Genomic DNA, 24,539 nt, shown 5'->3' with positions numbered 1-24,539 from the left:
ATGAGTTGCAGAGCATGCGATAATGAGCTCTGGCGAAGACAACAGTGTAAGACATCATCGCCAATGCCCGGTTCTTGATTAACCTGAAATTTAGCCGAATACGCCAATCGCTGCTGCATGAATCTGTTTCCAGTCAAAACTGAACATCCATTGCCTGATGAGATTAAAAAACGCCTGACGGGCGGCTTATTAATTTCTTTACTGGTACATGCTTTTATTCTGTCTTTGCAGTTCGGCTTACCGGGTGTCGGTTTGCCTGGACTGGAAGTCCCCTGGGATAAACGCCGCGCAGAAACAGCGCCGGTCAGTGTACAAATTGCCGATGCCGCTCCGGCCTCTGCTGCCTCTGTTGTCGCCTCTATCCCAGCACCGGTAGCCTCTGATATCAGCCATACCGATCCTGTTGCTGCTGCAAACGGCGCAACTCAAACACTCAGCAGCGCACCATCGCAGATGCCACCGCTGACCGCGTCGCCACAGGCTTCTGCTGTCGGGGCGATCACTCCGACACGCAAATCAGGGGTGACGCAGGGCATACAATTACTGGCACCATCGGTTCCCGCTGTAAGCGTACCTGTGCCGGAAAAAAAAATATCAAGCAAAGCGGCGAAAGTGAAAAAGTCGGTGACCCGGATTCCGGCACAGATGCCGCGCCCCCCTCGTGTTGTTGCACTTGATGTGCCTGATATCATTACCCAGAATAGTGTCAGAAACGAGACGTTCAGCGTCGCGGTACGCGATCCGGAAGAAAGCAAAAAAGAACCCGTACAGCGTGAAGAACCGAAACCGTTTCCAGATCCTGTCAGCCAATCCGGTGAGGATTTGTCTGAGTCGCCGCCCGTCGTGGTCAGCCGCTATGAGCGCGATGTACAGCAGCGCGAACGGCATCAAGAAAAAATTCTGCAGGCGACCAGAGAATTATTGCAAGAGACAATTCCTTTGCCGGCATCAGCACAACAAAGCATGAAGCAGATGGAAGAGGCGAGCCGCCAGCAGGTCGCGGAGGCAGCACGTGCCGAGGCGGACGCGGCGCTGGCACTGAAACAGCAACAGGAGGCCGGGCAGCAACAGCAGCGTATTTTGCAGGAGGCAGGTAAAGCGAATGCCAGCGCGCTGGCTGCGATGGCGCTGCAACGAAGCGACAATCTGAAACTGGTTGACGACAGCCTGAGGCAGCAGATGCAACTGGAGATTGCCGCACGCGAGCAACAACGCAAAGAACGTCAGGCTGCCATACTAGCCGCCCGCCAGCAGGCAGAAGAACGCGAAGAAGAATTAAAACGTCAGCAGGAGGAAGCCTTACGTCGTCAACAGATGGAAATGCAGATCGCTCAGGCCAGAAACGAGGCATTACAGGAACGCCAGAAAATCGAAAAAATGGCGGAGCAACAGGCGCAGCAAAAAATACAACAACAGGCACTGCAACAAGCACAAGAGGCGCAACAAAAAACGCTGCAGGAACGGCTTGAAAAACAGCGTGCCGAAGATTCCCGTCAACAGGCTGCGCAGGTGCAGCAACGCGAACGTGAGCTGGCAGCACTCGCGGCAGGCGCAGATAAGACAGCCAAGGCTATCGAGTTGACAGCCATTGCAGGTAAGGTGGGCGGCGGCAGTTCTGCCGGCAAAGCGGCTGTCGCCAGCAATCCAAATACGGTAGCAGGATCAGCTGCAGGCAATGCAACGGGAAGCGGTGACACGACGGCGTCTTTCGTTTTGCCCCGAAGCTTACTCAGCAGCGATCTGGCGAACCGCTCACGCGAACAGGCGCGGGGCCTGGACCTGCTGCGCGGTGCGCCGCCATTGCCGCGTGCTGATACCGAAGAGCGGCCGCGCCGCCGCAGTGTGTTAGGCAGCGCGGAAAAAGATATACAACTACGCATGTATGTCGATAGCTGGAAGCAGAAAATTGAGAGAAACGGGAATCTGAATTTTTCCCAGACCTCGCGTGATAAAGCGCGCGGTGATCCTGTCGTCACGGTGGCGATCCGCAGCGACGGCAGTGTTGAAGAAGTCACGATACACCGCTCGAGCGGACGTGCTGATCTGGATCAGGCAGTGCGCAATATTGTTCGTATCAACGCCAGATATGCGGCATTCCCGCCGAATATCGCCGCACAATATGATGTGATAGAAGTGCGTCGCGTCTGGAATTTTGATGATGGCCTGCGCCTGCTCGAGGAGTTACGCTGATCATCACTTCAGATGATACTGAAGTATTTTTTGCATTGTTGGCATACCTGCTGGCTGCGGCTTTTTCGCTGCTCATCAGACCGCAAAGCAGGAATGTGAAAGTGGCGACAGAAGACAGAACTTAATTAAAAATTTACGAGGCAGATATGCGTATTCTGATCACAGGTGGTACCGGATTGATAGGCCGTCGCTTATGCTCGTCCTTACTTGAACATGGGCATGTGCTGACCGTTTTCAGCCGTCATCCGGAAACGGTGAAATTTTTGTGCGGCAATGCGGTTAACGCGATGCAATCGCTGGATGAGTATCATGTGGATACCGAGTTTGATGCGGTGATTAATCTGGCCGGGGAGCCGATAGTCGATAAACGCTGGACTTCTGCACGGCGAAGAGTATTACGTGACAGCAGGATTGCCCTGACTGAAAGACTCATACAAAAAATTTTTGCCGCTAACTTTAAACCGGAAGTGTTTTTAAGCGGCTCGGCAGTGGGTATTTATGGCAGTGGCGGCGATCAGTGGTTCAGCGAAGAGGCCGCTGTGGGTAAGGATTTTGGCGCGCACCTTTGCGCCGACTGGGAGGCTGCTGCAGCCAGAGCCACGGAGATGGGAATACGTCTCTGCATCTTACGTACCGGACTGGTGCTGGATGCTGCCGGCGGCATACTGAAAAAAATGCGCCTGCCATTCAGCCTCGCTCTTGGGGCGCAGATTGGTGATGGCAAACAGTGGATGAGCTGGATTCATGTGCAGGATTATGTGGCGATCGTGCGCTATTTGTTGGATGATAAAAATGCAGCCGGGTCATACAATATGGTCGCCCCGCATCCTGTGACTAACCGTGAATTCACCCGCACTCTGGCTGCCGCCTTACATCGCCCCGCGTTGTTCGTTGCTCCTGCGTTTCTGTTGAAACTGGCGATGGGCGAGATGGCAGAATTGCTGACCGGGGGGCAACGTGTACAACCGATGCACGTTGCGGAGCTGGGGTATGAATTTCAGTATCCGTATCTGGCGGAAGCACTGCATGATTTGCTTTGAGCGGTATTCCGCCACACTCAGCTCAGCTTGTGCGGCATACACATGAACTGTCTTATCGTATGAGTTTTTCTGGGATTTTTCTTACTTCTGGTAAACGTGCGATTTGTCAGCGCTGCCTGCGCCCGCCATCTGCGTGTATCTGCAACTGTATCGTGCCTGTTAACAACGAGGTGGAGGTATTGATACTGCAGCATCCGCTGGAAGCGAAGAATGCGAAAGGCAGCGTACGTCTGCTGGATTTATGTCTGCAGCATTCACGTGTTCTGACGGGCGAGGTTTTTACTGCCGAAACTTTGCTGCAGGCCTTGTATGCACCGGCTGATGGGCTTGCCGATGTAGCTGCAGATGCGGCGATGGATGTCTCAAATGATACGCGGCCTGTGGCGCAAATTCGGCCTGTGTTGCTCTATCCTGATACGTCTCTCATCGAAGCCGCAGATCTGGCCTTGCCTGTGGCAGAAAAATATCAGGCGAGTCAGCAAATACAAGGACTGCGACTGGTGATTATCGATGCAACCTGGCGTAAAAGTCGCAAAATGCTGTATCTGAATCCTTTGCTGCAAGCTTTGCCACGTCTGAGTCTGGAGCAGATGCCGGCATCGCATTACCGGATACGAAAAGCCCATAAGCCGGATCAATTATCGAGTTTGGAAGCGTGTGCGTATGCGCTGATGCGGTTGGAGAACGATGAACACAAATATCAATGTTTACTGCAGGCATTTGATGCTTTCGTTGATCAGCAACTCGGCAGTATTCCGGCAAACCTCAGGTAAAAAAAGCCCCGCATCGTGCGGGGCTTCGATGTCTGTACCGACAGACTGTGATGGCGTGACAGGTTACATCAGCACATTGATGAGCGCATTGCCTATGCCCATCAGAGCAGCACCTGAAATTAAACCGGCACAGATAGGCTCGCAACCTTCAACCCAGAATTGATGACCAGTCGTGCCTTTTTCCGGATGCTTGCGACCCATCCACCAGAATACGGCTGCACCTATCCACATTGCCAGGCATGCGTCCGGCGGTAAGACAACGCCAAGACCGATAGCGACTGCGGATACCGGCACTTTGCCCTTGGTAAAGATCTTAGCACCTTCGATTACTAACGCCGCAATCGCCGCGATGACCATCGCCATAATTGCTGAGCCTGGCAGGCTGCTGACGCCTTTGGCGATCAGTTCTGCCATACCTTTCCACTGCATCGCGGACGGATGAGAAAACTGATCGCTGACGATGCTTGCCGTATCGCGCACTCCCTGCGCGTCGGCAGGCAGGAACAGCAGGTAGTAAATCGGTACGCAAGCGAGCGCACCTGAAATAATACCGATGATGTGGCCAATCGCCTGCTGACGTGGTTTCGCGCCCAGCATGTAACCCGGTGTGATGTCGGATAATAAGTTAGATGCATTCGATGCCACTTCGGCTGTCATGCCTGCCGGGATCATGTTGCTGGCAGGGTTGACGCGATCTATCGTTCCCATCGTGATCTGGGTGATTTTTGACAGTGCGCCGGTGGGTGTCCAGGAAGTCAGTGCCATCGAGTTTGCACAAATGACCGACAGCAGCAGAACCAATGGCAAGGCTGCAAATGTCAGTACCATAGGCACGCCGAAAAAGCTGAAATTCAGCCATGCGCCGAGCAGACTGAAAGCCGGAATACCGATGTAGGAAATCATCAGCGGCAATTCGATATTCTTCAGTAAGTCATTGTTGTTGCCTGGCACTTTCTTCTGACCGAAAGATTTGAATAAGCTGGTGAAAATTTCCGGTTTGGCTGCCAGCGTGACGATAGAGCCGACGACCATGATCGATACCGCCCACCACAAGCCCCACTGATTCAGAATTTCAACGCGTGAAATCGGGACCACTTTACCACTCGGAGCAATGCGTTCAACGATATCGCCCTGACGTATCATCAGAGGACCGAGTACCGCAAAATTCAGCAGGCTGCCGAATAACAGACTGCTAGCGACGCGTATCCCCATCAGACCACCGACGCCGAACATGGCCGCATCGACGGTAAAGCGCAGGCCCAGGGTGCGGAAATCGATGCCCAGAATTTTGGGTATCCACAAATCAAATTTCACCGCCGCCATGTAATAGTATTCGTCAAACCTTTCCTGCAAATGCCAGGCTTCTTTCATGCCCGCCCATTTGTCCATTTGCAGCAGCTTGAATTGCAGCAGTCGCATCCAGCCATCGCTGATAAGGAACTGATATGCACCGGCAAACAATGTTGTCAGTCCCAGCAGTTTTGCTTGACGCATGCCTTCTTTACCGTCGCCGGAATATAAAGTGTCGAGCACCACGCCGCAGGCACGGCCTTCCGGGAACGGCAACTGATCTTCGTTAATGAAGCGGCGTTTCAATGGAAAAGCGACGAGTACACCCAGTACCGAACAGACCACCATCCAGATCATCATGTGCCACCACGGAATAATTTTCCCTGTCACCAGCATGTACGCAGTAATCGGTGCCACCATAGGCATGGTCATATAACCGGCGGCAGTAGCGATTGATTGCGCACAGTTATTTTCGAGAACGGTAAAGTCTCTGGCGAAACCGGTTTTGGACAGAATCCGGAACAGCGCAAAGGCCAGAATCACGGACGTCAGACCGACGCCGATATTCACACCGGATTTCGCTGCGATATACAGCGCTGTTGCCGCCAGAATGCCACCCAATAAAAAGCCTGTCAGTGCTGAACGGACCGTCAGCTGCGGCATATCACCGCGATAAATATTGTTGAACCACCACTCGTCTTTCTGAGCGCGGGTCCAGGTGCGTATCTGCTCTTCAGATAATTGCTGCAACGCCATTGTGTCTCCGGGATGAGGAAATTGGATACTAAGCACATCAGCGTACAAATCAGAGGCGGCAGTATCTGCCGGATTAATCGGCGCTGATGTCGAAATAATGAAAATAATTTTTCAGATTTCGCAGTATCTGAGTCATCAATCCTGCTGTCAAGATATGTGATGATAAATATCTCTGTTCTTTGGCGGTGCAGTTACAGCACTGTGCCACGCAGGCGTCAGAGCAGGACGTAAACCATGACAGAACAGGGCTGATGAAGAGGGGAGCGGGAAGAAATCAATAACATAATTCAGCTTCCGCTTGCGTTACGCATGGTGAGGAAGCTGCGGAAAAGACAGCGCTGAAATGTAAAAAAGCCCTGCAAAATGCTTGCAGGGCTTTTCAGTGTGCAGCTCAAACTGAGCAGCAAGCAGTATTACATCATGCCGCCCATACCGCCCATGCCGCCCATACCGCCCATGTCGCCCATACCAGCAGCTGGCTTGTCTTCTGCCAGTTCAGCAACCAGAGCATCGGTAGTCAGGATCAGGCCAGCAACAGACGCTGCATTTTGCAATGCGGAGCGTGTTACTTTTGCTGGATCCAGAATACCCATTTCGATCATGTCACCGTAGGTGTCATTAGCCGCATTGAAACCGTAGTTGCCAGAGCCATTGATGATCGCGTTGACCACAACAGATGGTTCGCCACCGGCATTTGCCACGATTTCACGCAATGGTGCTTCGATCGCTTTCAATACCAGCTTGATACCTGCGTCCTGATCATGGTTATCACCTTTGATCACGCCTGCCGCTGCACGAGCGCGCAACAGAGCAACGCCACCGCCAGGAACAACACCTTCTTCAACCGCAGCACGGGTTGCATGCAGAGCATCTTCAACGCGCGCTTTTTTCTCTTTCATTTCAACTTCAGTTGCAGCACCAACTTTGATCACTGCAACGCCGCCTGCCAGTTTAGCAACGCGCTCTTGCAGTTTTTCACGGTCGTAGTCAGAAGTGGCTTCTTCGATTTGTGCGCGGATTTGTTTAACGCGTGCTTCGATATTGATAGCCTGACCAGCGCCGTCGATCACGGTGGTGTTTTCTTTACCGATTTCTACGCGTTTCGCCTGACCCAGATCTGTCAGAGTTGCTTTTTCCAGTGTCAGACCAACTTCTTCAGCGATCACGTTACCGCCAGTCAGAATCGCGATATCTTCCAGCATCGCTTTACGACGATCACCGAAGCCAGGTGCTTTAACAGCCGCTGTTTTCAGGATGCCACGGATGTTGTTCACCACCAGAGTTGCCAGTGCTTCGCCATCGACGTCTTCAGCGATGATCAGCAGTGGACGGCCGGACTTAGCAACTTGCTCCAGTACTGGCAGCAGATCGCGGATGTTCGAGATTTTTTTATCGAACAGCAGGATGAATGGATTTTCCAGAACAACGGATTGTTTTTCTGGGTTGTTGATGAAGTAAGGTGACAGGTAGCCACGGTCAAACTGCATACCTTCAACGATATCGAGTTCGTTGTTGAGGGATTTGCCATCCTCAACAGTGATCACGCCTTCTTTACCGACTTTGTCCATTGCGTTAGCAATGATGTCGCCGATGTCTGCATCAGAGTTCGCAGAGATAGAACCAACCTGAGCGATTTCTTTGTTGGTTGTCGTTGGGCGGGACAGAGTTTTGACTTCAGCAACCAGCGCAGTCACTGCTTTATCGATACCGCGTTTCAGATCAGTTGGGTTGTAGCCAGCTGCAACATATTTGAAGCCTTCGCGAACGATCGCTTGAGCCAATACGGTTGCTGTTGTTGTACCGTCACCAGCGTTGTCAGACGTTTTGGAAGCAACTTCTTTCACGAGCTGCGCGCCCATGTTTTCCAGTTTGTCTTTCAGTTCGATTTCTTTCGCAACAGAAACGCCGTCTTTAGTTACTGTAGGCGCGCCGAAAGAGCGTTCCAGAACAACGTTACGGCCTTTAGGGCCCAGAGTGACTTTTACTGCATTTGCCAGAATATTTACGCCATTAACGATTTTCGCACGTGCGTCATCGCCAAAAATTACTTGTTTAGCTGCCATGTTATTTTCTCCAGAATCTTGTGGATTTCTATAGTGCTACGGGGAAGGAATTACTTCTGTACGATCGCGAAGATGTCTTCTTCACGCATGACCAGCACTTCGTTGCCGTCAACTTTAACAGCCTGACCAGAGTATTTACCGAACAAAACGCGGTCGCCGACTTTCACTTCCAGTGCGCGTACCGAACCGTTATCCAACTGCTTGCCAGCGCCAACGGCTAATACTTCACCTTGGTCTGGTTTCTCAGCTGCTGCGTCTGGCAGAACGATGCCGGATGCAGTTTTTGTTTCTTGATCCAGACGTTTGACGATAATGCGATCGTGCAGGGGACGAAGATTCATATTAACTCCTAAAATAATGACGAAAGTAAAACTACCGAAGTAAAACGGGCTTATCACAAACACAGACTGATTTGCATTGAAGCATGACCTGGTTATGTACAAGTCCCATCAGCAAACAAACAAAAATGTGCGCAGTAGATGGTGTCAGTGTTCGCCACTTTCAAGCCCTTACTTCGCACATACATGTGCTGCACAAGAGCCAGCACGCCATCAGTGGCCGGGATGCCTGCAATGCTGAAACCAGTCGATTTTAACATTGTTAGCACTCTCTTGTGTGGAGTGCTAATTGTATGGATGAGTCGGGTGTTTTTCAAGAAAGAACCTTAAAAAAGCATTTTTATTTTAAAAATCAGAGGCTTAGTATTGCCTGTCGGGAATATGTGAACAATCAGCGACGCCGGTGCCGATATTTTTTAAGTAAGCTGAGGCGAGATGAAACACTTGCTGCCAGCTTGTGACAGACGTCCATTGCCTTCTTGAAAATAATCCGATGACCGTGCTTTTTCAGCGTGATGTAGTGCGGGCTGTGATACATGAAGTCTCAGCTCGTTTTATGTCCTGAATACCCGGAAAATATACTCCCCGGTGTATGTTTACAAGCTCAGTGTTTTCGCAGGGATTGACGGTGTTTTTCTAAAAATATGGGGGAGTATGTGAATTTCGCTGAATCCTGACGGTATGTTGACGGACTGAGACTTGTTGTGTGCGGCTGGTGCGGTAATGAAACGCATGACTTTCCCGTCTCCGCATGTCCGTTGAGCTGACGCTGCCTGAAGCTGACATGCTGTCCGCATGTTTATCATTTTTCTACATTTTGATCGAGGATGGGTCTGGCTTTTGCTCGTTTGCAGCGTGCTTTCTTTTGCTGCAGGGCGAGCTCTGTCTGAGACAGAAATAATCTGCTGCAATTATGCGCAAGAAGTCTGATAATGTCGGGCTTTTGTATCGCACAGCATGCTGTTTGTTCTGAGGGACGTGCATCGCAGCGCTGGCTTAACATGCGGCGGATGATGGGGCATCGGAGGGTGGTGCTTCGCGTGCTGAAGGTGTTGTCTGTTCAGCGTCAGTAATCGCTGATGTGTATTCATCAATGCAGAGTATGCATACCTGCATTCGTATAGGTGGGTTTTATGCGGTGGCTTCGGTATTTAATGGCAGTCGGACTCACTGTGACGTTGGTCTTGCCTGGCGCAGCAATGGCAATGTCGGTGGTGTTTCTGAACCCCGGAAAGCCGGATGAGGTCTACTGGCTGACGTCCAGCAATAGCATGGCGGCAGCCGCGAAAGATCTGAATGTCAGACTGGAGGTGTTATATGCCAACCGCAATCACCTGAATACGCTGACACAGGCAAAACAACTGGCTGCCCGCGCGCCGAAAGACCGGCCGGACTATGTGATACTGTCGAATGATCATGCGGTGGGATTTGAAGTCATTCGCATCCTGGATGCGGCAAACATCAAGACATTTCTGGCCTTCAGTGGTTTGCGTGAACAAAGTGAGCGTCTGCTCGCCACCGAGCCGCGCCAGCATTTCAAAGGATGGCTGGGGTCTCTGGAACCACGCGCCGAAGATGCCGGTTACCTGACAGCACAGGCACTGATTCAGCACGGCTTACAACATCACATGAAGGCAGCAGACGGGCGTTTACACATGTTAGCGATTGCTGGCGACCGTTCCACACCCGCTTCGCTGAAGCGTAACGAGGGCATGCGCCGCGCGGTGGCGGAAGCGAAAGATGTTGTCATTGATCAGGAAGTGTATGCCGAATGGAGTCGCGCCAAAGCGCAGGAGCAAAGCGAATGGCTGTTCAAGCGCCACCCGCAGGCGAGGCTGATCTGGGCCGGTAATGATCTGATGGCATTCGGTGCGATGGACAGCTGGAAAAAACAAGGTGGTGAACCGGGAAAAGACGCTTGTTTCAGCGGCGTCAATACGTCATCCGAGGCACTGGCTGCGCTGGAATCCGGTAGCCTGACTGCGCTGGCTGGCGGGCATTTCATTGCCGGTGCATTTGGTCTGGTGATGCTGTATGACTATCATCATGGTAAAGATTTCAAAGAGGAAGGTCTGGAGCTGGACCGCTCGATGTTTATTCTTTTCAGTAAGGATGATGCACGCAGATTCCAGCGTCACTTTGGTCAGCTGAATTTCGATCAGGTGGATTTTCGAAAATTCAGTAAAGTACTGAATCCGAAGTTACGTAAATATGAATTTAATTTCCATCAGATCTTAACGCAGGTCGAAAAACGTCGATGAAACCCCGATTGTCACAACCCATTGCCAGCTTGTTGCTGAGACGAGTCTTTAAATGGGTCATTCTGTGTATTGTGCTTTTCAGCAGCCTGCAGGCTTATCTGAACTACCGGGCGATCGAGCGTAACTTTGATATGACCATCAGAGATGTGGCCAATACGCATCTGCCTATGTTGTCGCTCGCGATCTGGGATATCGAATTGGAGGCCATACAAAAACAGATTTCTCTGCTGACGAAAAACACGAATATTGCTTATGTTGTCATCAAAGCCAGCACCGGCCAGCAATTCGTCGGTGGCAACGGCGGCAATGCGCGTGCTGATGAGCATCTGACGTTTGACATTCCGGCACCCGACGGCAAGGGCAGCCGCGTCGGGACCATGGAGCTGATGGTTGACCGCAGCGTGCTGCGCCAGGAGTTGATGCGCAGTTTTCTGATCGTTCTGACGGAAGTGATACTGCTCTCAGTCTTTATTTTTGCCGCTGTGTATACGATATTGCGACGCGATCTTGAGCGTCCGATGCGGCAACTGGCCGATTTTGTCAATAATCTGCAGGCCAATAAAATTGCGACCCGCCTTGAACTGGATCTTGGTCCGCGTCATGTTTATAACGAGATTGATCTGGTGGTTGACGGTTTCCGCACGATGCAGGACAGATTGCAAAAGCACATCGAGCATCAGGATGCGCTGGTTTCCGAACGCACAGTGCAATTGCAACAGGCAATGGACCGCTTAAAGAAACTGTCGATCACCGATGTCCTCACGGGTTGTTATAACCGTTTGTTTTTCCATGAACGCATGCCCGGTGAAATGCACAGGGCGATACGCTACGAGCGCGATTTGTCCGTGGTGTTTTGCGATATTGATTATTTTAAGTCGGTGAATGATCAGCACGGTCATGGTGTGGGCGACGACGTGCTGATCGCTTTTGTCGAGTCTTTGCAGCGGGAATTAAGAGCAGAAATCGACTGGCTGGTACGTTACGGTGGTGAAGAATTTCTGATCGTTTTACCGGAAACGCCGCTCCCGGCTGCGATTGAAGCGGCGGAGCGGATGCGGGTCAACGTTGAGCGGGATCTGAAAGTGACACTGCCCGATGGACAGCGTCTGAATGTGACTGCCAGTTTCGGTGTTGCGGAACGCGTCGCTGACGACACGATAGAGACGCTGGTCCAGCGGGCGGATCAGTGTTTGTATTTATCGAAATCACTGGGGCGCAATCAGATTCAACCGGCAAGTGGCAGTACCAGCCAGGAAGTGGACACGCTTTGATGCCGGCGATGGCCGCACTGGCTGAATTATGGTAAGTTCCGGTTCATGCAATCGTATTCCCCGCGTTTTCTGCTGATCTGTCTGATGCTGGTGTTGCTGCCTCTGCAAGGCTTTGCAAGCACTGGCTGGTGGGCATTTGTGCATGACAACATACCGCAGGTAGCGTCGGGTACGGATACCAACGATACCGTCAGTGCGCATGAACATTGCGACACCATGCAGCAAGACAAGCAAGTCTCTGCTCGGGATGCGCACGTGGTTAAGCCGGATCTGCAGAATCATTGCAAAGGTGCATCGCCTTGCTGCATCCTCATCGCCTTGTTGTTGCAGCAGCCAGCTCAGTGGTTTTTACCTGCGACTGTCACGGTGTATCCGATGGATTTTCACGCTTTCTCTTCGGCGCCTGCGCGCGCGCTGGAACGTCCTCCAAAAAAATTCTCAGTTTAAATTGCGTATGCCGCGCGGTCGCTTGCTGCGCCGCTGAGTAACTTCAGCGATGGCTGCGCTGAGTTCAACCATACCTGAGATGATCAGGTCAGATCGGATTTTGACGAGGACGACATGTCGCCACTTTTACCTATTTCTTTTGGTGTTTTACTTCCATTGGCGTCAGCCATGTTGCTGGCAGGCTGTACCGGTTTTGAACCGGAAAAATCGGTTGCCGGTATCAATCAGCAGTTTTCTGCGTTCACGCAGGCATCGCTGAAACCGGCCTTCACGCAGGAACAAAGAACAGAACTGCAGGCGATTGCTGATCGCTTGCTGCAGGAACCCGTTTCACAAAACGATGCTGTGCAGATCGCGCTGACGAATAGTCCGGCATTTCAGGCCATGCTCGCACAATACTGGGCATACGGAGCGAATGCAGCGCAACAAGGGCGTATTGCCAATCCGCTGTTCAGTTTTGAGCGCAGCCGTTTTGCCGATGAGCTTGAGATCGCACGCACCATCAGTGTTGGCTTGCTGGATGTGCTGACTTTACCGCGCAGAAATGCGATCGCCCAAAGCAAACTGGAGGCAGCGCAATGGCAATTCAGTAATGAGCTGATTGACCGCATCACGCAGGTGCGGGCCGCGTGGGTAAAGGCAGTCGCCGCACAGCAGATATTAAATTATGCAACGCAAGTCAGCGAAGCGGCTGAAGCCAGTGCAGAGCTGGCGCAACGTATGCGCAGCGCAGGTAATTTCAATCAGTTGCAAGCCGCCAGACAGCGCGCTTTCTATGCAGATGCCGTTGCGCAACTGGCGGCTGCGCGCCATAGCAATACTGCGGCTCGCGAGGGATTGGTGCGCTTGCTGGGGCTGACAAGCGATCAGCAGGTACATTTGCGTTTGCCCGAGCGTCTGCCTGATTTGCCTGCGGCAGCGTATCCGGCAGAGAAAGTGACGGCAGTCGCGAATGAAAGTCGCATCGATGTCCGTATGGCGCAAGCCTTACTGGATACCGCTGCAAAGCAGCAAGGTTTGACGCTGGCGACCAGCATGACGGATATCGAACTCTCGGTGAAGCGCAATACTATTTTTGATAATGCCGGCAAAACCAGTGATGTAAAACGAGGCGTGGAAATCGGTGTGCGTCTGCCTGTGTTCGACAGCGGACAATTGCGCCGTGATGCGATGAATGCCACGACGCTGGCCGCCAGTTATCGCCTGGAAAATACACTGCGCAATGCCGCATCCGAGTTGCGTGAAAGTTATTCGGCATATCGCACCAGTTACGATATTGCCTATCACTATCAACATGAAATTCTGCCTTTGCGCAAACGTATTTCTCAGGAAAATCAGCTCCGTTACAACGGCATGTTCATCAGTGTTTTTGATTTGTTGGCTGATAGCCGGGAGCAGATCAGCAGCGTGATTGCAGCGATTAACGCAGAACAGCAATTCTGGCTCGCAGACGTGACTTTGCAGGCATCCATGATAGGCCGTCCGGAACGTTTCAGCGTGACTGCTGCCGGCACTATCAATGAATCAGCCAGCACACACTGATCAAGGGACAGAGAAGGAATAACAATGAACTCAAGAAGAAACTTTTTCAAAGTTGCCGGTATCGCCGGCGGTGCGCTGGCCGCCAGCGCGGTAAGCAAGGTCGCATTAGCTGCATTACCGGAAATTGCGAGCCAAACCAGCCCGGATACCATGCCGCCTTTAGTGCCTGCGAATGGCCGCCCATACAATCCTGTCGTTACCTTGAATGGCTGGACGCTGCCGTGGCGGATGAAAAATGGGGTGAAGGAATTTCATCTGGTCGCAGAGCCTGTCGTGCGGGAAATGGCACCTGGAATGAAAGCACATTTGTGGGGGTATAACGGTCAGAGCCCGGGCCCTACGATAGAGGTGGTGGAAGGCGATCATGTCCGTATTTTTGTCACCAACCGCTTGCCGGAACACACCAGTGTGCATTGGCACGGACAGCGTGTACCGAATGGCATGGATGGTGTCAGCGGCTTGACGCAGCCCGCGATTCAACCAGGTAAAACCTTTGTGTATGAATTTGTCGCCCGTCGTGCCGGCACATTCATGTATCACCCGCATGCGGATGAAATGACGCAGATGGCCATGGGTATGATGGGGTCGTGGATCACACATCCCAAAAATAAACATCCGTTGATCGCCGAGGTGGACAGGGATTTCGTCTTTTTGCTCAATGCCTATGACGTCGAACCGGGGGCTTCCCGGCCTAATATCATGACCATGACGGAATTTAATTTGTGGTCGTGGAATAGTCGTGTCTTTCCCGGCATCGATACCCTGAACGTCCGTAAGAATGACAGAGTCAGAATCCGTGTCGGTAATCTGACGATGACGAATCATCCGATACACATTCATGGCCATGAATTTATGGTGACCGGTACCGATGGCGGCCCGATTCCCAAAACTGCACGCTGGCCGGAAGTGACGACCGATATCGGTGTCGGGCAAATGCGCCAGATCGAATTCATTGCGGATGAAGAGGGCGACTGGGCATTACACTGCCATAAAAGCCATCACACCATGAATGCGATGGGACATAGCGTGCCGAGCATGATCGGTGTTGATCATAAAGATGTCGCCGATAAAATCAGTCGCTTGATTCCCGCTTACATGACGATGGGTGATAAAGGTATGGCAGATATGGGCATGATGGAAATGCCTTTACCGGAAAATACTTTGCCGATGATGACAGGCGAGGGACCATTTGGCGGAGTAGAAATGGGCGGCATGTTCAGCGTTCTGAAAGTACGCAAGGATCAGAAGCCAGGTGATTACAAAGATCCGGGTTGGTATGCACATCCGAAAGGAACTGCGGCGTATGAATATCAGGGGGATACCGCAGGATTAGGTGAACCAGCCAGACCTCCCGCTGCTGATCATGCCGGTATGCACCATCATCACGCGCCAGCATCTGCGGAAAAAGAAATCGAGGTGCAGGTCGTGAAACCCAAGGGGCACGAAGGGCACTGATATGTGAAAAATTGGTTGTGAATTCGTGTTTTGTTCACGCAGAACAAGGTTAGTGCGATTCCAAAAACGTCAGTCCGCTTTGCTGGTCTGACGTTTTTTTTCTTCGAGTTCTGCCACCTTGGAGAGTAACTGCTCTATCGTCCAGTGTCTGCTCAGCCATATCGTCAGCGCACCGCCGGATAGCTGCTGCCACATGACACCGTCGTGTGCATGATGCTGACGCTGATACGAGGAAGCGACGCGCCATGCAAACAAAGTTACCGGCGGTGGTGCATCCTGACCAGAGGCAGACAAAATATACGATACCGGATTTAAGGCGACTGATTCAGGTTGCCCCTCATACCCAGACTCTGCCCAGATTTTTTGCTGCATGTCGCTTGAGATCATACGCGCGGGTAAGTCCGGTCTGCCACCGACATCTTTCAGTCCAAGATAATATAAGCCCCATGGAATGCTGAAAACAAGAGCGATGATGAGCAGAACGATGGCGATCAGACTGCGTTGCATTGTACTGAGTGTGGGCATGGTGATTAATGTTAAATAAGAGTCTAAATCGTGTTGAACTACAAACCAATATGCAATTTTTTTGCCCAAAGCCTGATGGCCTGTTGCCAGAATTCATGCAGATCCGATACCACCGGGCGGAGTTGTAAACCCAGAAATCGGGCGGCGGGCAGCAATGCTTCATGTAATAAATCATTATTGCCGCTGTCAAATGGCAGTGCGCCGGTTTGTTTTGACAATTTTTCGCCGTTCGCGTTGGTAACGACGGGAACATGCAGATAGCTGGGAGTCGGCAATCCCAGCAAGCCTTGCAGGTAAATCTGACGTGCGGTGGAGTCGATCAGATCGGCACCGCGTACAATATGGTTGATCCCTTGTGCCGCATCATCAACAACTACGGCGAGCTGATACGCCCAGAAACCATCGGCGCGTTTTAGAACGAAGTCGCCCACTTCCGTTGCCAGATGCTGACTTTGCGAACCACACAAACGGTCTTCAAAGCAGATGATGTCTTGGCCCGGCTCAGGCACACGCAGACGCCATGCGCGGGCCGATTTTCCAGCGGGGATGCCGTGTCGGCAGGTGCCCGGATAAATCTGACTGGCGGTATCGCCGAGACGAAGGCGTGAATCAGCGATTTCTTTGCGCGAGCAGGCACAGGGATAAACTTTGTCGCCCAGTTGCCTTAACGCCGCCTCATACAAATGCTGGCGCTGGCTTTGCCAGACGACTTCGCCATCCCATTGCATACCGCAACGTTGCAGTGAGCGCAGAATCTGCTGATCAGCTCCTGCCACATTTCTGTCGAAATCCAGATCTTCTATACGCAGCAACCATGTGCCCTGGTGCGCTTTGGCGTCGAGGTAACTCGCCATGGCGGCAACCAGCGAGCCCATGTGCAGCGGGCCAGTCGGAGAGGGCGCAAAACGCCCTATGTAATCAGTCGTAGCAGACATATCCAGTCTAATTCATTTTGTAGTATGGCTCAGCGTAACGTCAGTTACCCATTAACATTTTCTGTACTATCGGATCATTCAGTTTTTGTAAAAACCATTGCAGTGCTTTGCCTTTGTTCGTGCTGCGCCAGACGATGCGGTTATTACCCAGCAGGCGATTGGCGCTGGTCTTTTTTTCTATCAGCAAGCCTGACTGCAAATATGGTTGTGCAATTCTTCTGGGTAAATGTCCGCAGCCCAGCCCGGCCAGTTGCGCAGATAGTTTCGCTTGTATTGATGGTACGGTCAGCGTTTCCTGTCCGATCAGCAAACCGGCAGTGATTGAAGGTAATGTAAGGCTGGTATCGCCGACAGCAACGGCACGGTGTTGTAATATCACAGCGTGGCTGAGCGGCTCTGCGGCACAGGCTAACGGGTGGTCGGGAGCAACGGCAAACACCCAGTCGATGTTTCCCAGTGAACGGGTCTGAAATTCTCCATGCATGCGTATCGCGTCAGGGCCATCATAAGCGGCACCGATGGCCAGATCGGCGCGACCGGAAATCAGACTTTCCCAGACCCCCGACAAAATTTCCTGCGAAATGCGGATGCGGGTGCCGCCACCTTGCTGTTCAAATTCTTTAATTAAAGGGATCAGATCTTCGAAGCGGATAATGCCATCGATCACAATATGAAAGTCGGCTTCCCAGCCACTTGCTGCACGTTTAACACGATTTTCAAGATCCTGCGCTGCATACAGTAAATGTCTGCCCTGCGTTAACAACTCCTCGCCGGCGTTGGTCAGTTTGGCCCGGTGACCGCGTCTGTCATACAACAGCACATCCAGATCCTCCTCGAGCTTACGAATGCTGTAAGTGATTGCCGAGGGAACTTTATCCAGAGCTGCCGCCGCTGCCGCAAAACTGCCTTTGCGGTCGATCGCATCGAGGATTTGCAGGGCTTCCAGAGTCAGATTCATATTTATTCAATTAATTTGAATGAGATATCGAAAATTTTACCCTTATCTTGCCATCCTTGCTTATGTATATTGGGAGTACGGCATCAATTATTTTGAACAAAGCTTGTGATTTTATTCGTGCTTTGTATCTGCTGACGACAGCCGTTGCGGATAACAAAGATCAATTTTATTTAAATCAAAGGAAGATGACATGACAAAAGTAGCGATTGTTTATCACTCAGGTTACGGACACACCACTAAAGCAGCTGAGGCGGTGCAGGCAGGTGTTGTTGCTAACGGTGCAGCAGCAGAATTGATACTGATTGATGCGGAAGGCAACATCACCGAGGCGCAATGGGCAAGTCTGGCTGCCGCAGACGCGATTGTGTTTGGCTCGCCGACATACATGGGCACGGTGTCATGGCAATTTAAAAAGTTTGCCGATGCCTCATCGAAACCGTGGTATCACCAGCAATGGAAGAACAAGATTGCGGCAGGCTTCACAAATTCAGCGACGATGAACGGTGACAAACACAGCACCTTGCAATATTTGTTTACGTTCTCACAACAACATTCGATGATCTGGGTTGGCACAGGTCTGATGCCATCGAATAGTAAAGCGGCACAACGTAATGATATTAATTATGTCGGTAGCTTCAGCGGTCTGATGACGCAATCCCCATCAGACTCGTCTCCGGAAGAAGGCCCGTTGCCTGGCGATCTGGAAACCGCGAAACTGTTTGGTCAGCGCATTGCCGAAGTGGCGAAAAAATTAAGTTAATACCGTCAATTTTCTGACGACAAATGAAAAAAGTCCGCTGTAAAAGCGGACTTTTTTTTATGACGCAGTTACCAGATTCAGTTACCAGATGCTGACCCGTTTATTTTCCGGAAGATACATACCGTCACCGGGTTTGACATTAAATTCCTGGTAGAAAGTGGTGTTATTTCTGAGGCTGCCATTGATGCGGAATTCCCCCGGAGAATGTGGATCTGTTTTGATCAGTGCGAGTGCGCGCTGTTCGCGGGCTTTGCTTCTGCGGGCCTGGGCGAGGCCGAGGAACAGACGCTGTTCACCAGACCAGCCATCCAGAATTGGTGACGGCTTGCCTTCGAGTGACAGGCGATATGCTTTCAATGCCATCACGATACCGACGTTATCCGCAATGTTTTCACCCAGGGTCAGTTCGCCATTCAGGAAGTGACCCGGAACCGGGCTGTAGCCGTTGTATTGCTCAACCAGTATTTTGGTTTTGCGGTTGAATTTCTCACGGTCTTCCTTCGTCCACCAGTCGCGCAGATTACCATCGCCGTCATACTGCGATCCTGCATCGTCAAATGCGTGGCTGATTTCATGACCGATAGAAATACCGAGCGCACCGTAGTTCACCGCATCTTCCGCCGCAACGTTGAACAGGGGCGCTTGCAGACGTGCTGCCGGGAACACAATTTCATTCATTTCCGGACTGTAATAAGCGTTGACAGTCTGCGGCGTCATGTGCCATTCAGAACGATCCACCGGCGTACCCAGACGCTTCATGTTTTTTTCAAATTCTTCTGTGCGGATGCGTTTCAGATTTCCGACCAGATCGTCCTTGCTGATCTTAATTGCGGAATAATCTTTCCACTTGTCCGGATAACCGATCTTGACGCTGATTTTTGATAATTTAATCTGCGCCTGTTTTTTTGTCTCCGGACTCATCCAGTCCAGCGCATCGATACTTTCTTTGAACGCAGCCAGGAAATATTTCACCATTTTCTCTGTGCGTACTTTACTTTCCGGCGCAAAGAATTTTTCTACATAGAGCTTACCGACTGCTTCACCCAGCATCTGATCGGCAAGCGCCACGCCGCGCTGCTCACGGGTGCGATTGACTTTAATGCCTGCCAGTGTGGTGCCTCGGAATGCAAAGTTTTCATCAGCAAATGCTTTCGACAGATAAGGGCTGTAGGCGTTCAGTACATGCCATTCTGCGTAGTTTTTCCAGGCAGACAAGGGCAGCGTTTTCAGTGCATGGCTGAAGCCGCTCAGATAAGACGGCTGCTGTACCAGCACCTGTTCCATTTTTCCGCCTATACCCGCGGCTTGGAAATACGATTTCCATTGATATGCCGGCGCAAGCGTATCCAGTTTGGCGATGTTCATTTTGTTGTAGATCTTTAACGGGTCGCGGTTTTCCACGTTAGACCATTGCACTCTGGCGAGTTCGGTTTCTACTGCAAGCACTTGTCTGGCGCTGGCTGCAGCATTTTTATCGCCAGCCAGAGCCAGTATTTTCTCAATATGTGCCAGATAGGCTGAGCGCACTTCGCTCATTTTTTTATCGTCGGTTTTCAGATAGTAATCACGATTTGGCAAGCCCAGGCCGGATTGTCCGAGATCGACGATGTATTGACTCGATTGTTTGCTGTCCTGCTCAACACGCATACGCAGCGGTGTGGTGACGCCGATTTTCTGAAGTTCAGCGAAAAGACCCGCGAGCGCATTTTTATCTTTAATAGCGGCAATTTTTTCCAGTTCGGATTTCAGCGGTGTAGTACCGAGCTTGTCGAGTTTTTCTTCATCCATAAAGCTGAGGTATAGATCAGCAATTTTCTGGCGTTCTGTACCAGGCTCATTTTTTTCATCTTTTGCCACATCGAGTATCAGGGAACGAAGCTGGTACTGAACATTTTCGCGGGCTTCCATGAAAGAACCCCAGTCGGATTTGTCTGCCGGAATTTCAGTTGCTTTTAACCAGCCGCCCTGAGCATGCCTGAAAAAATCATCCTGACCACGGATGGTCGGATCAAAATTCCGCGGGAAAATGCCTGATCCCAGCACAAATGCAGCATTACCTGCAGGAGGAGTCACTGGTTCTGCAGCGATAGCCGCATTGGATAGAAGACTTAGTACGAGCGTGCTCAGTAAAAGACGTTTCATAAATCAATCCAGATTAAATGATGTTAAGAAAAAAGCTGTTACGCCAGCAATGACGTCATGAAGACCTGCGGACATTGGTATCGCGGATGCAGGGTGCCACGTTATCCGTTACGCGTCAGTGCGGAGAAAAGCAGGATTGTGATTGTGACATGCAGTGGCTGCGGAAGTTCACTGCAGACATAAAAAAAGCATCGGGCACGAATGCGCGATGCTTTCCCGGAAATTTCCCGGTGGTACTGGTCAGGTGCTTGGTTTCTCTGCCCGCATTTTTTTGCAGTGTGGGCAGGATTTACCAGGCACATACCACTCAGAGAGTTGTTCTCTCGGTGTGACGACCGATCGGCAGGCGAAACATTGGGTAGTCTCGGTTGCTTCCAGTCGCGGATTCAGCGCAGTGCGGTAATCAAAAACGAAACAGTCGCCGTGATAGTGCTCACCCCCGACCTCTTCAAAATATTTAAGGATGCCGCCTTCAAGCTGATACACGCTATTGAAGCCTACATTCTGCATATGGATCGCCGCTTTTTCGCAGCGGATGCCACCGGTACAAAAAGTGACGACGGTTTTATCATTCAGTTCGTCGCGGTGCTCTTCTATGACTTTCGGAAATTCCGTGAACTTTGAAATGCGGTAATCGATCGTATTATCAAAACTGCCGACATCGACTTCAAAGTCATTTCGGGTATCGACCATCACTACCGGTTTGCCGTTGTCGTCATGACCCTGATCCAGCCAGCGTTTCAGAGTTTGCGCGTCAACAGAGGGTGCGCGGCCGTTTTCAGGTTTGATCAGCGGCATACGCATGGTGATGATTTCAGCTTTCAGCTTCACCAGTAATTTGGTGAATGGCTGACGATCAGAGAAACTTTCTTTAGCGACGATATCGGAAAAACGCGGATCTTCGTGCAGCCAGTCCATATAGGCATCAATTTCATGACGCAGCCCGGCGAGAAACATATTGATGCCTTCCGGCGTCAGCAGAATCGTTCCTTTGAGATTGAGTTCCTGGCATTTATCAATAAACGCCTGCCGCTTTTCAGCAGTATCGTTAAAAGTGATAAATTTGTAGGCAGAGATATTGACGTAAGGTGTGGCAGGGGATAACTGTGCGACCGGCATAATTGAGGAATTCACTGATTTCAGTAAGTCATTGATTTGTCGGAATTATAGTTGAATTCAGGGGGAGCCTGCTGGCAGTAACATCAGGATGTGCGGAATATCGTCTTCGAGGTAAATGTCGGAGACTGTCTGAAAGCCAAAGCTTGCATAAAATTTTTCAAGATAGGCTTGCGCACCGATACGCACCGGCGCAGACGGATACAGCCCGCGCAGCGCCTTGATACCGTTCGCAATCAGAGCTTTTCCTGCGCCGCTCGCGCGCCACGCCTGCGTGCTCAGAACGCGACCCAGCGATGGTTCCGTGTAGCTGATACCTGCCGGGACTATCCGTAAATAGGCGGCAACCTCATCATTGTTATCCCAGGCGATGAGGTGATGACAGAGCGGATCTTTGCCATCAATGTCCTGATACGGGCAATTTTGTTCAACGATAAACACGGCGCACCTCGCCTGATACACCTTGTGTAACTGCTCGGGACTGAATTCAGAAAAGGCTGTTAACTGCCAGCGTAATTGTGTAAGTTGATTTGTCATAGCTTCGGAGTTGTAGGCGGGGAGTTACCGTATGTAAGGGAGCGTTGTGATGGCGTCTTACATTTGCCGGAATAAATGTGTATAGACTCTGCTGACGGTCAGCTTATCATCACTGTCTTTTAATTTCAGTGTCAGTTTGCCGCTGTCATCTTTGTGTGCAGCGAGAATTTTTCTGCTGTTGACAACCGTACTACGATGAATCTGCCAGAATACATCGGAATCAATCTGCGGCAATAAGTCGCGTAAGCTGCTGCGGATCAGCGATGAATGTTCTTTCGTAACGACATTAATGTATTTGTCTGTCGCTTCAAAATACAAAACATCTTCTACCGGAATCATGCGGATCTGATTGCCGACTGCAGCACGTATCATGTGTAAAGGCTTAGGTGTTGCAGATCCGCGCGCGTGCATGTGCGCGGGCATCATGTGACGCAATTGTTCAAGCACACGTTCGAGTTCGGTACCTGGTTGCGACTGATCTCTCAGGCGCATCTGTAGGCGCTGTACTGTTTTGCTCAGACGCTCTTCGCTGACAGGTTTGAGTACGTAGTCCGATGCGGAATGGTCAAATGCCTGAATCGCAAATTCGTCATACGCAGTAACATAAACGATCAGAGGAAACGCACTGTTTTCCGGCCATTCTTCAGCCAGTTCTTCAGCGACTTCAAGACCGGTTTTTCCGGGCATTTTAATGTCCAGAAACAGGATGTCCGGTGTCTGAGTTAAGGCCTCCTTTACAGCGTCAACACCATTTTCCACCACGCTGCAGAGACTTAATTCTGGCCAGAGTTTTTCCAGAATCTGTCGCAGGGTGAGTGAGAGTATCGGTTCATCTTCGGCAATCAGGGCGCGTTTTTTTATCATGATGTCGGGTTGATGTGAGGAATGGAAATACAGGCACGCGTGCCTTCTGGTTCATTTGCGGTCAATGTGAGTGTTGCAGCGGGGCCGAATAAGACTAGCAGACGCTCTTTGATATTTGCATTGCCCAGATGCAGACCGGTAGTTGAGTCTGCTGTAGGTAAGCCGTCATCATTCCACGACAGACCAAGACCGGTATCACTGACCCGCAGATAAAGGAAATGACCATCGTCTTCTGCTGTGACATCGATCGTGCCACCATCAATTTTTGGTTCTATACCGTGTTTGATGGCGTTTTCTACCAGTGGTTGTAAAAGCATAGGTGGAATCGGCTGTTGTCGTAATCCTGCGGGCAGCTCGACGTTGTACGTCAGACGTTTTCCCATGCGGATTGCGAGCAACTCCAGATAGGCTTCGATCAGCGCAAATTCTTTCTGTAAAGTGGTGTGCTCTGCGCGCGAGGCGCTCAGGGTATTGCGCAGATAGACAATCAGCTGCGACAGCATGTGTTGCGCCCGTGGCGGATCAAGAGTGATCAGACCTTGCAGATTGGCGAGCGTATTAAACAGCATATGCGGTTCGATTTGCGCCTGCAACATTTGTAGTTGCGCTTGTAATGCCTGCCGTTCTATCGCTGCGGATTTTGCTTTTTCTGCTTCAGCCTGTGCTGCCAGCTCTGCCATTTTGGCTTTATTCCAGAACGACCATACTGAAATCAGGCTGATCACCATCGTCAATCCGATGAAGCTGCTGAAATAAGTCCACTGCATAGAAAAAACACTCAGCAGCGGATACGAAAAAATGGCGGCAGCAAGCGTTGCGCCGGCGGCAAATCCCAGAGGGGTAATCAGCAGACAGGCCAGAAAAAAAACAACCGGCTGTGGCTTGCGTGTGCGCCAGAACAGATGCTGGATGATCCTGATCAGTGCGTAGCAACTGAAGCCTATACAATTTGAAAAAACCCAGCTCTCAAAAATAGAACTGTTTGACCGCATCACATAAGTGACGATCAGTGTGCAGATGATGTTGATAAGTAACAGCCGCGGCAGATCCTGCAGGAATTTCTGAAGATGTGTTTCCGGGCACGCTTTTTGGTCTTCAGCGGGGCGGATTGTTGATTGAGGAATGGGTGGTGTCGTCATTTTTTTACCGAATATCTGATGCAACAGCTGATCCTGACCCGAGCTTAGCGCGTATCCGGAATTCCCGATATTGTATTGCGACGGGTCGTGCGGAATAGGTCGTCAAGCCTGCTTTATCCGGCGTGAAACAGCACTTG

General features: G+C 51.1%; 20 protein-coding genes. 9 read left to right on the top strand and 11 right to left on the bottom strand.

From position 1 onward, the window contains the following. Positions 1 to 117: 117 nt before the first annotated feature. The 3 genes from ACPAOP_RS02880 (at position 118) to ACPAOP_RS02870 (ending at position 4,003) form a co-directional block, all read left to right on the top strand. Entirely contained in the window at positions 118 to 2,190 is a 2,073-nt protein-coding gene (locus ACPAOP_RS02880; protein WP_423709254.1) for a TonB family protein, read from the top strand. A gap of 146 nt (positions 2,191 to 2,336) precedes the next feature. Next, positions 2,337 to 3,230 carry a TIGR01777 family oxidoreductase gene (locus tag ACPAOP_RS02875; protein ID WP_423709253.1) on the top strand — a complete coding sequence of 298 codons (894 nt, stop codon included), beginning with the start codon at positions 2,337 to 2,339 and terminating at the stop codon, positions 3,228 to 3,230. Between the two features lie 59 nt (positions 3,231 to 3,289). Further along, positions 3,290 to 4,003: a tRNA-uridine aminocarboxypropyltransferase gene (locus tag ACPAOP_RS02870; RefSeq protein ID WP_423709251.1), complete on the top strand. Its 714-nt coding sequence runs from the start codon at positions 3,290 to 3,292 to the stop codon at positions 4,001 to 4,003. Positions 4,004 to 4,066: 63 nt separating this feature from the next. On the opposite strand, the gene ACPAOP_RS02865 is transcribed toward ACPAOP_RS02870, so the two are convergent. The 3 genes from ACPAOP_RS02865 to groES all read right to left on the bottom strand — a co-directional run bounded on the left by ACPAOP_RS02865 (position 4,067) and on the right by groES (position 8,453). Continuing rightward, entirely contained in the window at positions 4,067 to 6,049 is a 1,983-nt protein-coding gene (locus ACPAOP_RS02865; protein WP_423681112.1) for an OPT family oligopeptide transporter, read from the bottom strand. Between the two features lie 413 nt (positions 6,050 to 6,462). Further along, positions 6,463 to 8,112 carry a chaperonin GroEL gene (gene groL / locus ACPAOP_RS02860; RefSeq protein WP_423709249.1) on the bottom strand — a complete coding sequence of 550 codons (1,650 nt, stop codon included), beginning with the start codon at positions 8,110 to 8,112 and terminating at the stop codon, positions 6,463 to 6,465. A 50-nt stretch (positions 8,113 to 8,162) separates the two neighbouring features. After that, positions 8,163 to 8,453, bottom strand: a complete 291-nt coding sequence (gene groES, locus ACPAOP_RS02855; RefSeq protein WP_423681110.1) for a co-chaperone GroES — start codon at positions 8,451 to 8,453, stop codon at positions 8,163 to 8,165. Between the two features lie 1,169 nt (positions 8,454 to 9,622). Between groES and ACPAOP_RS02850 the strand changes: the two genes are divergently transcribed. The 5 genes from ACPAOP_RS02850 to ACPAOP_RS02830 all read left to right on the top strand — a co-directional run bounded on the left by ACPAOP_RS02850 (position 9,623) and on the right by ACPAOP_RS02830 (position 15,426). After that, the gene (locus tag ACPAOP_RS02850; RefSeq protein ID WP_423709247.1) at positions 9,623 to 10,711 is read left to right on the top strand and encodes an ABC transporter substrate-binding protein; all 1,089 of its coding nucleotides are present in this window, start codon (positions 9,623 to 9,625) and stop codon (positions 10,709 to 10,711) included. After that, a complete protein-coding gene (locus tag ACPAOP_RS02845; protein ID WP_423709246.1) occupies positions 10,708 to 11,982 on the top strand; it encodes a diguanylate cyclase in 1,275 nt (424 codons plus the stop codon). Before ACPAOP_RS02850 ends, ACPAOP_RS02845 begins: the two co-directional genes overlap by 4 nt. Before the next feature lie 45 nt (positions 11,983 to 12,027). Then, on the top strand, positions 12,028 to 12,429 hold the full coding sequence (locus ACPAOP_RS02840; RefSeq protein WP_423709245.1) for a hypothetical protein: 402 nt from the start codon (positions 12,028 to 12,030) through the stop codon (positions 12,427 to 12,429). Positions 12,430 to 12,543: 114 nt separating this feature from the next. Further along, complete coding sequence (locus ACPAOP_RS02835; RefSeq protein ID WP_423709244.1) at positions 12,544 to 13,971, top strand: TolC family protein; 1,428 nt, start codon at positions 12,544 to 12,546, stop codon at positions 13,969 to 13,971. Between the two features lie 24 nt (positions 13,972 to 13,995). Beyond that, positions 13,996 to 15,426: a multicopper oxidase family protein gene (locus ACPAOP_RS02830; RefSeq protein WP_423709242.1), complete on the top strand. Its 1,431-nt coding sequence runs from the start codon at positions 13,996 to 13,998 to the stop codon at positions 15,424 to 15,426. Positions 15,427 to 15,495: 69 nt separating this feature from the next. On the opposite strand, the gene ACPAOP_RS02825 is transcribed toward ACPAOP_RS02830, so the two are convergent. From ACPAOP_RS02825 to ACPAOP_RS02815, 3 genes are read right to left on the bottom strand one after another with little or no spacing between them, the layout of a single operon-like run. Further along, complete coding sequence (locus ACPAOP_RS02825) at positions 15,496 to 15,951, bottom strand: hypothetical protein (protein WP_423681104.1); 456 nt, start codon at positions 15,949 to 15,951, stop codon at positions 15,496 to 15,498. A 38-nt stretch (positions 15,952 to 15,989) separates the two neighbouring features. Continuing rightward, the gene (gene gluQRS / locus ACPAOP_RS02820) at positions 15,990 to 16,886 is read right to left on the bottom strand and encodes a tRNA glutamyl-Q(34) synthetase GluQRS (protein ID WP_423681103.1); all 897 of its coding nucleotides are present in this window, start codon (positions 16,884 to 16,886) and stop codon (positions 15,990 to 15,992) included. Positions 16,887 to 16,926: 40 nt separating this feature from the next. After that, on the bottom strand, positions 16,927 to 17,844 hold the full coding sequence (locus ACPAOP_RS02815) for a LysR family transcriptional regulator (protein WP_423681102.1): 918 nt from the start codon (positions 17,842 to 17,844) through the stop codon (positions 16,927 to 16,929). A gap of 190 nt (positions 17,845 to 18,034) precedes the next feature. On the opposite strand from ACPAOP_RS02815, the gene ACPAOP_RS02810 reads away from it, so the two are divergent. Further along, positions 18,035 to 18,604, top strand: a complete 570-nt coding sequence (locus ACPAOP_RS02810; protein WP_423681101.1) for a flavodoxin family protein — start codon at positions 18,035 to 18,037, stop codon at positions 18,602 to 18,604. 81 nt (positions 18,605 to 18,685) lie between these two features. Here the strand turns inward: ACPAOP_RS02810 and ACPAOP_RS02805 are convergent, their stop codons facing one another. From ACPAOP_RS02805 to ACPAOP_RS02785, 5 genes are all read right to left on the bottom strand, one after another. After that, a complete protein-coding gene (locus tag ACPAOP_RS02805; RefSeq protein WP_423709240.1) occupies positions 18,686 to 20,746 on the bottom strand; it encodes a M13 family metallopeptidase in 2,061 nt (686 codons plus the stop codon). A 240-nt stretch (positions 20,747 to 20,986) separates the two neighbouring features. After that, positions 20,987 to 21,865 carry a sulfurtransferase gene (locus ACPAOP_RS02800; protein WP_423682255.1) on the bottom strand — a complete coding sequence of 293 codons (879 nt, stop codon included), beginning with the start codon at positions 21,863 to 21,865 and terminating at the stop codon, positions 20,987 to 20,989. A gap of 57 nt (positions 21,866 to 21,922) precedes the next feature. Continuing rightward, on the bottom strand, positions 21,923 to 22,399 hold the full coding sequence (locus ACPAOP_RS02795; protein WP_423709239.1) for a GNAT family N-acetyltransferase: 477 nt from the start codon (positions 22,397 to 22,399) through the stop codon (positions 21,923 to 21,925). 57 nt (positions 22,400 to 22,456) lie between these two features. Then, positions 22,457 to 23,263, bottom strand: coding sequence for a LytR/AlgR family response regulator transcription factor (locus ACPAOP_RS02790; protein WP_423709237.1), 807 nt, complete (start codon positions 23,261 to 23,263; stop codon positions 22,457 to 22,459). After that, positions 23,260 to 24,402, bottom strand: a complete 1,143-nt coding sequence (locus ACPAOP_RS02785) for a sensor histidine kinase (RefSeq protein WP_423709235.1) — start codon at positions 24,400 to 24,402, stop codon at positions 23,260 to 23,262. Before ACPAOP_RS02785 ends, ACPAOP_RS02790 begins: the two co-directional genes overlap by 4 nt. Between the last annotated feature and the right edge of the window lie 137 nt (positions 24,403 to 24,539).

This window comes from Undibacterium sp. WLX3042, from assembly GCF_049544825.1.
GTDB lineage: Bacteria > Pseudomonadota > Gammaproteobacteria > Burkholderiales > Burkholderiaceae_D > Undibacterium.
Note: the sequence above shows the minus strand (reverse complement) of the source record. Positions and strands in the feature narration are given on the sequence as shown.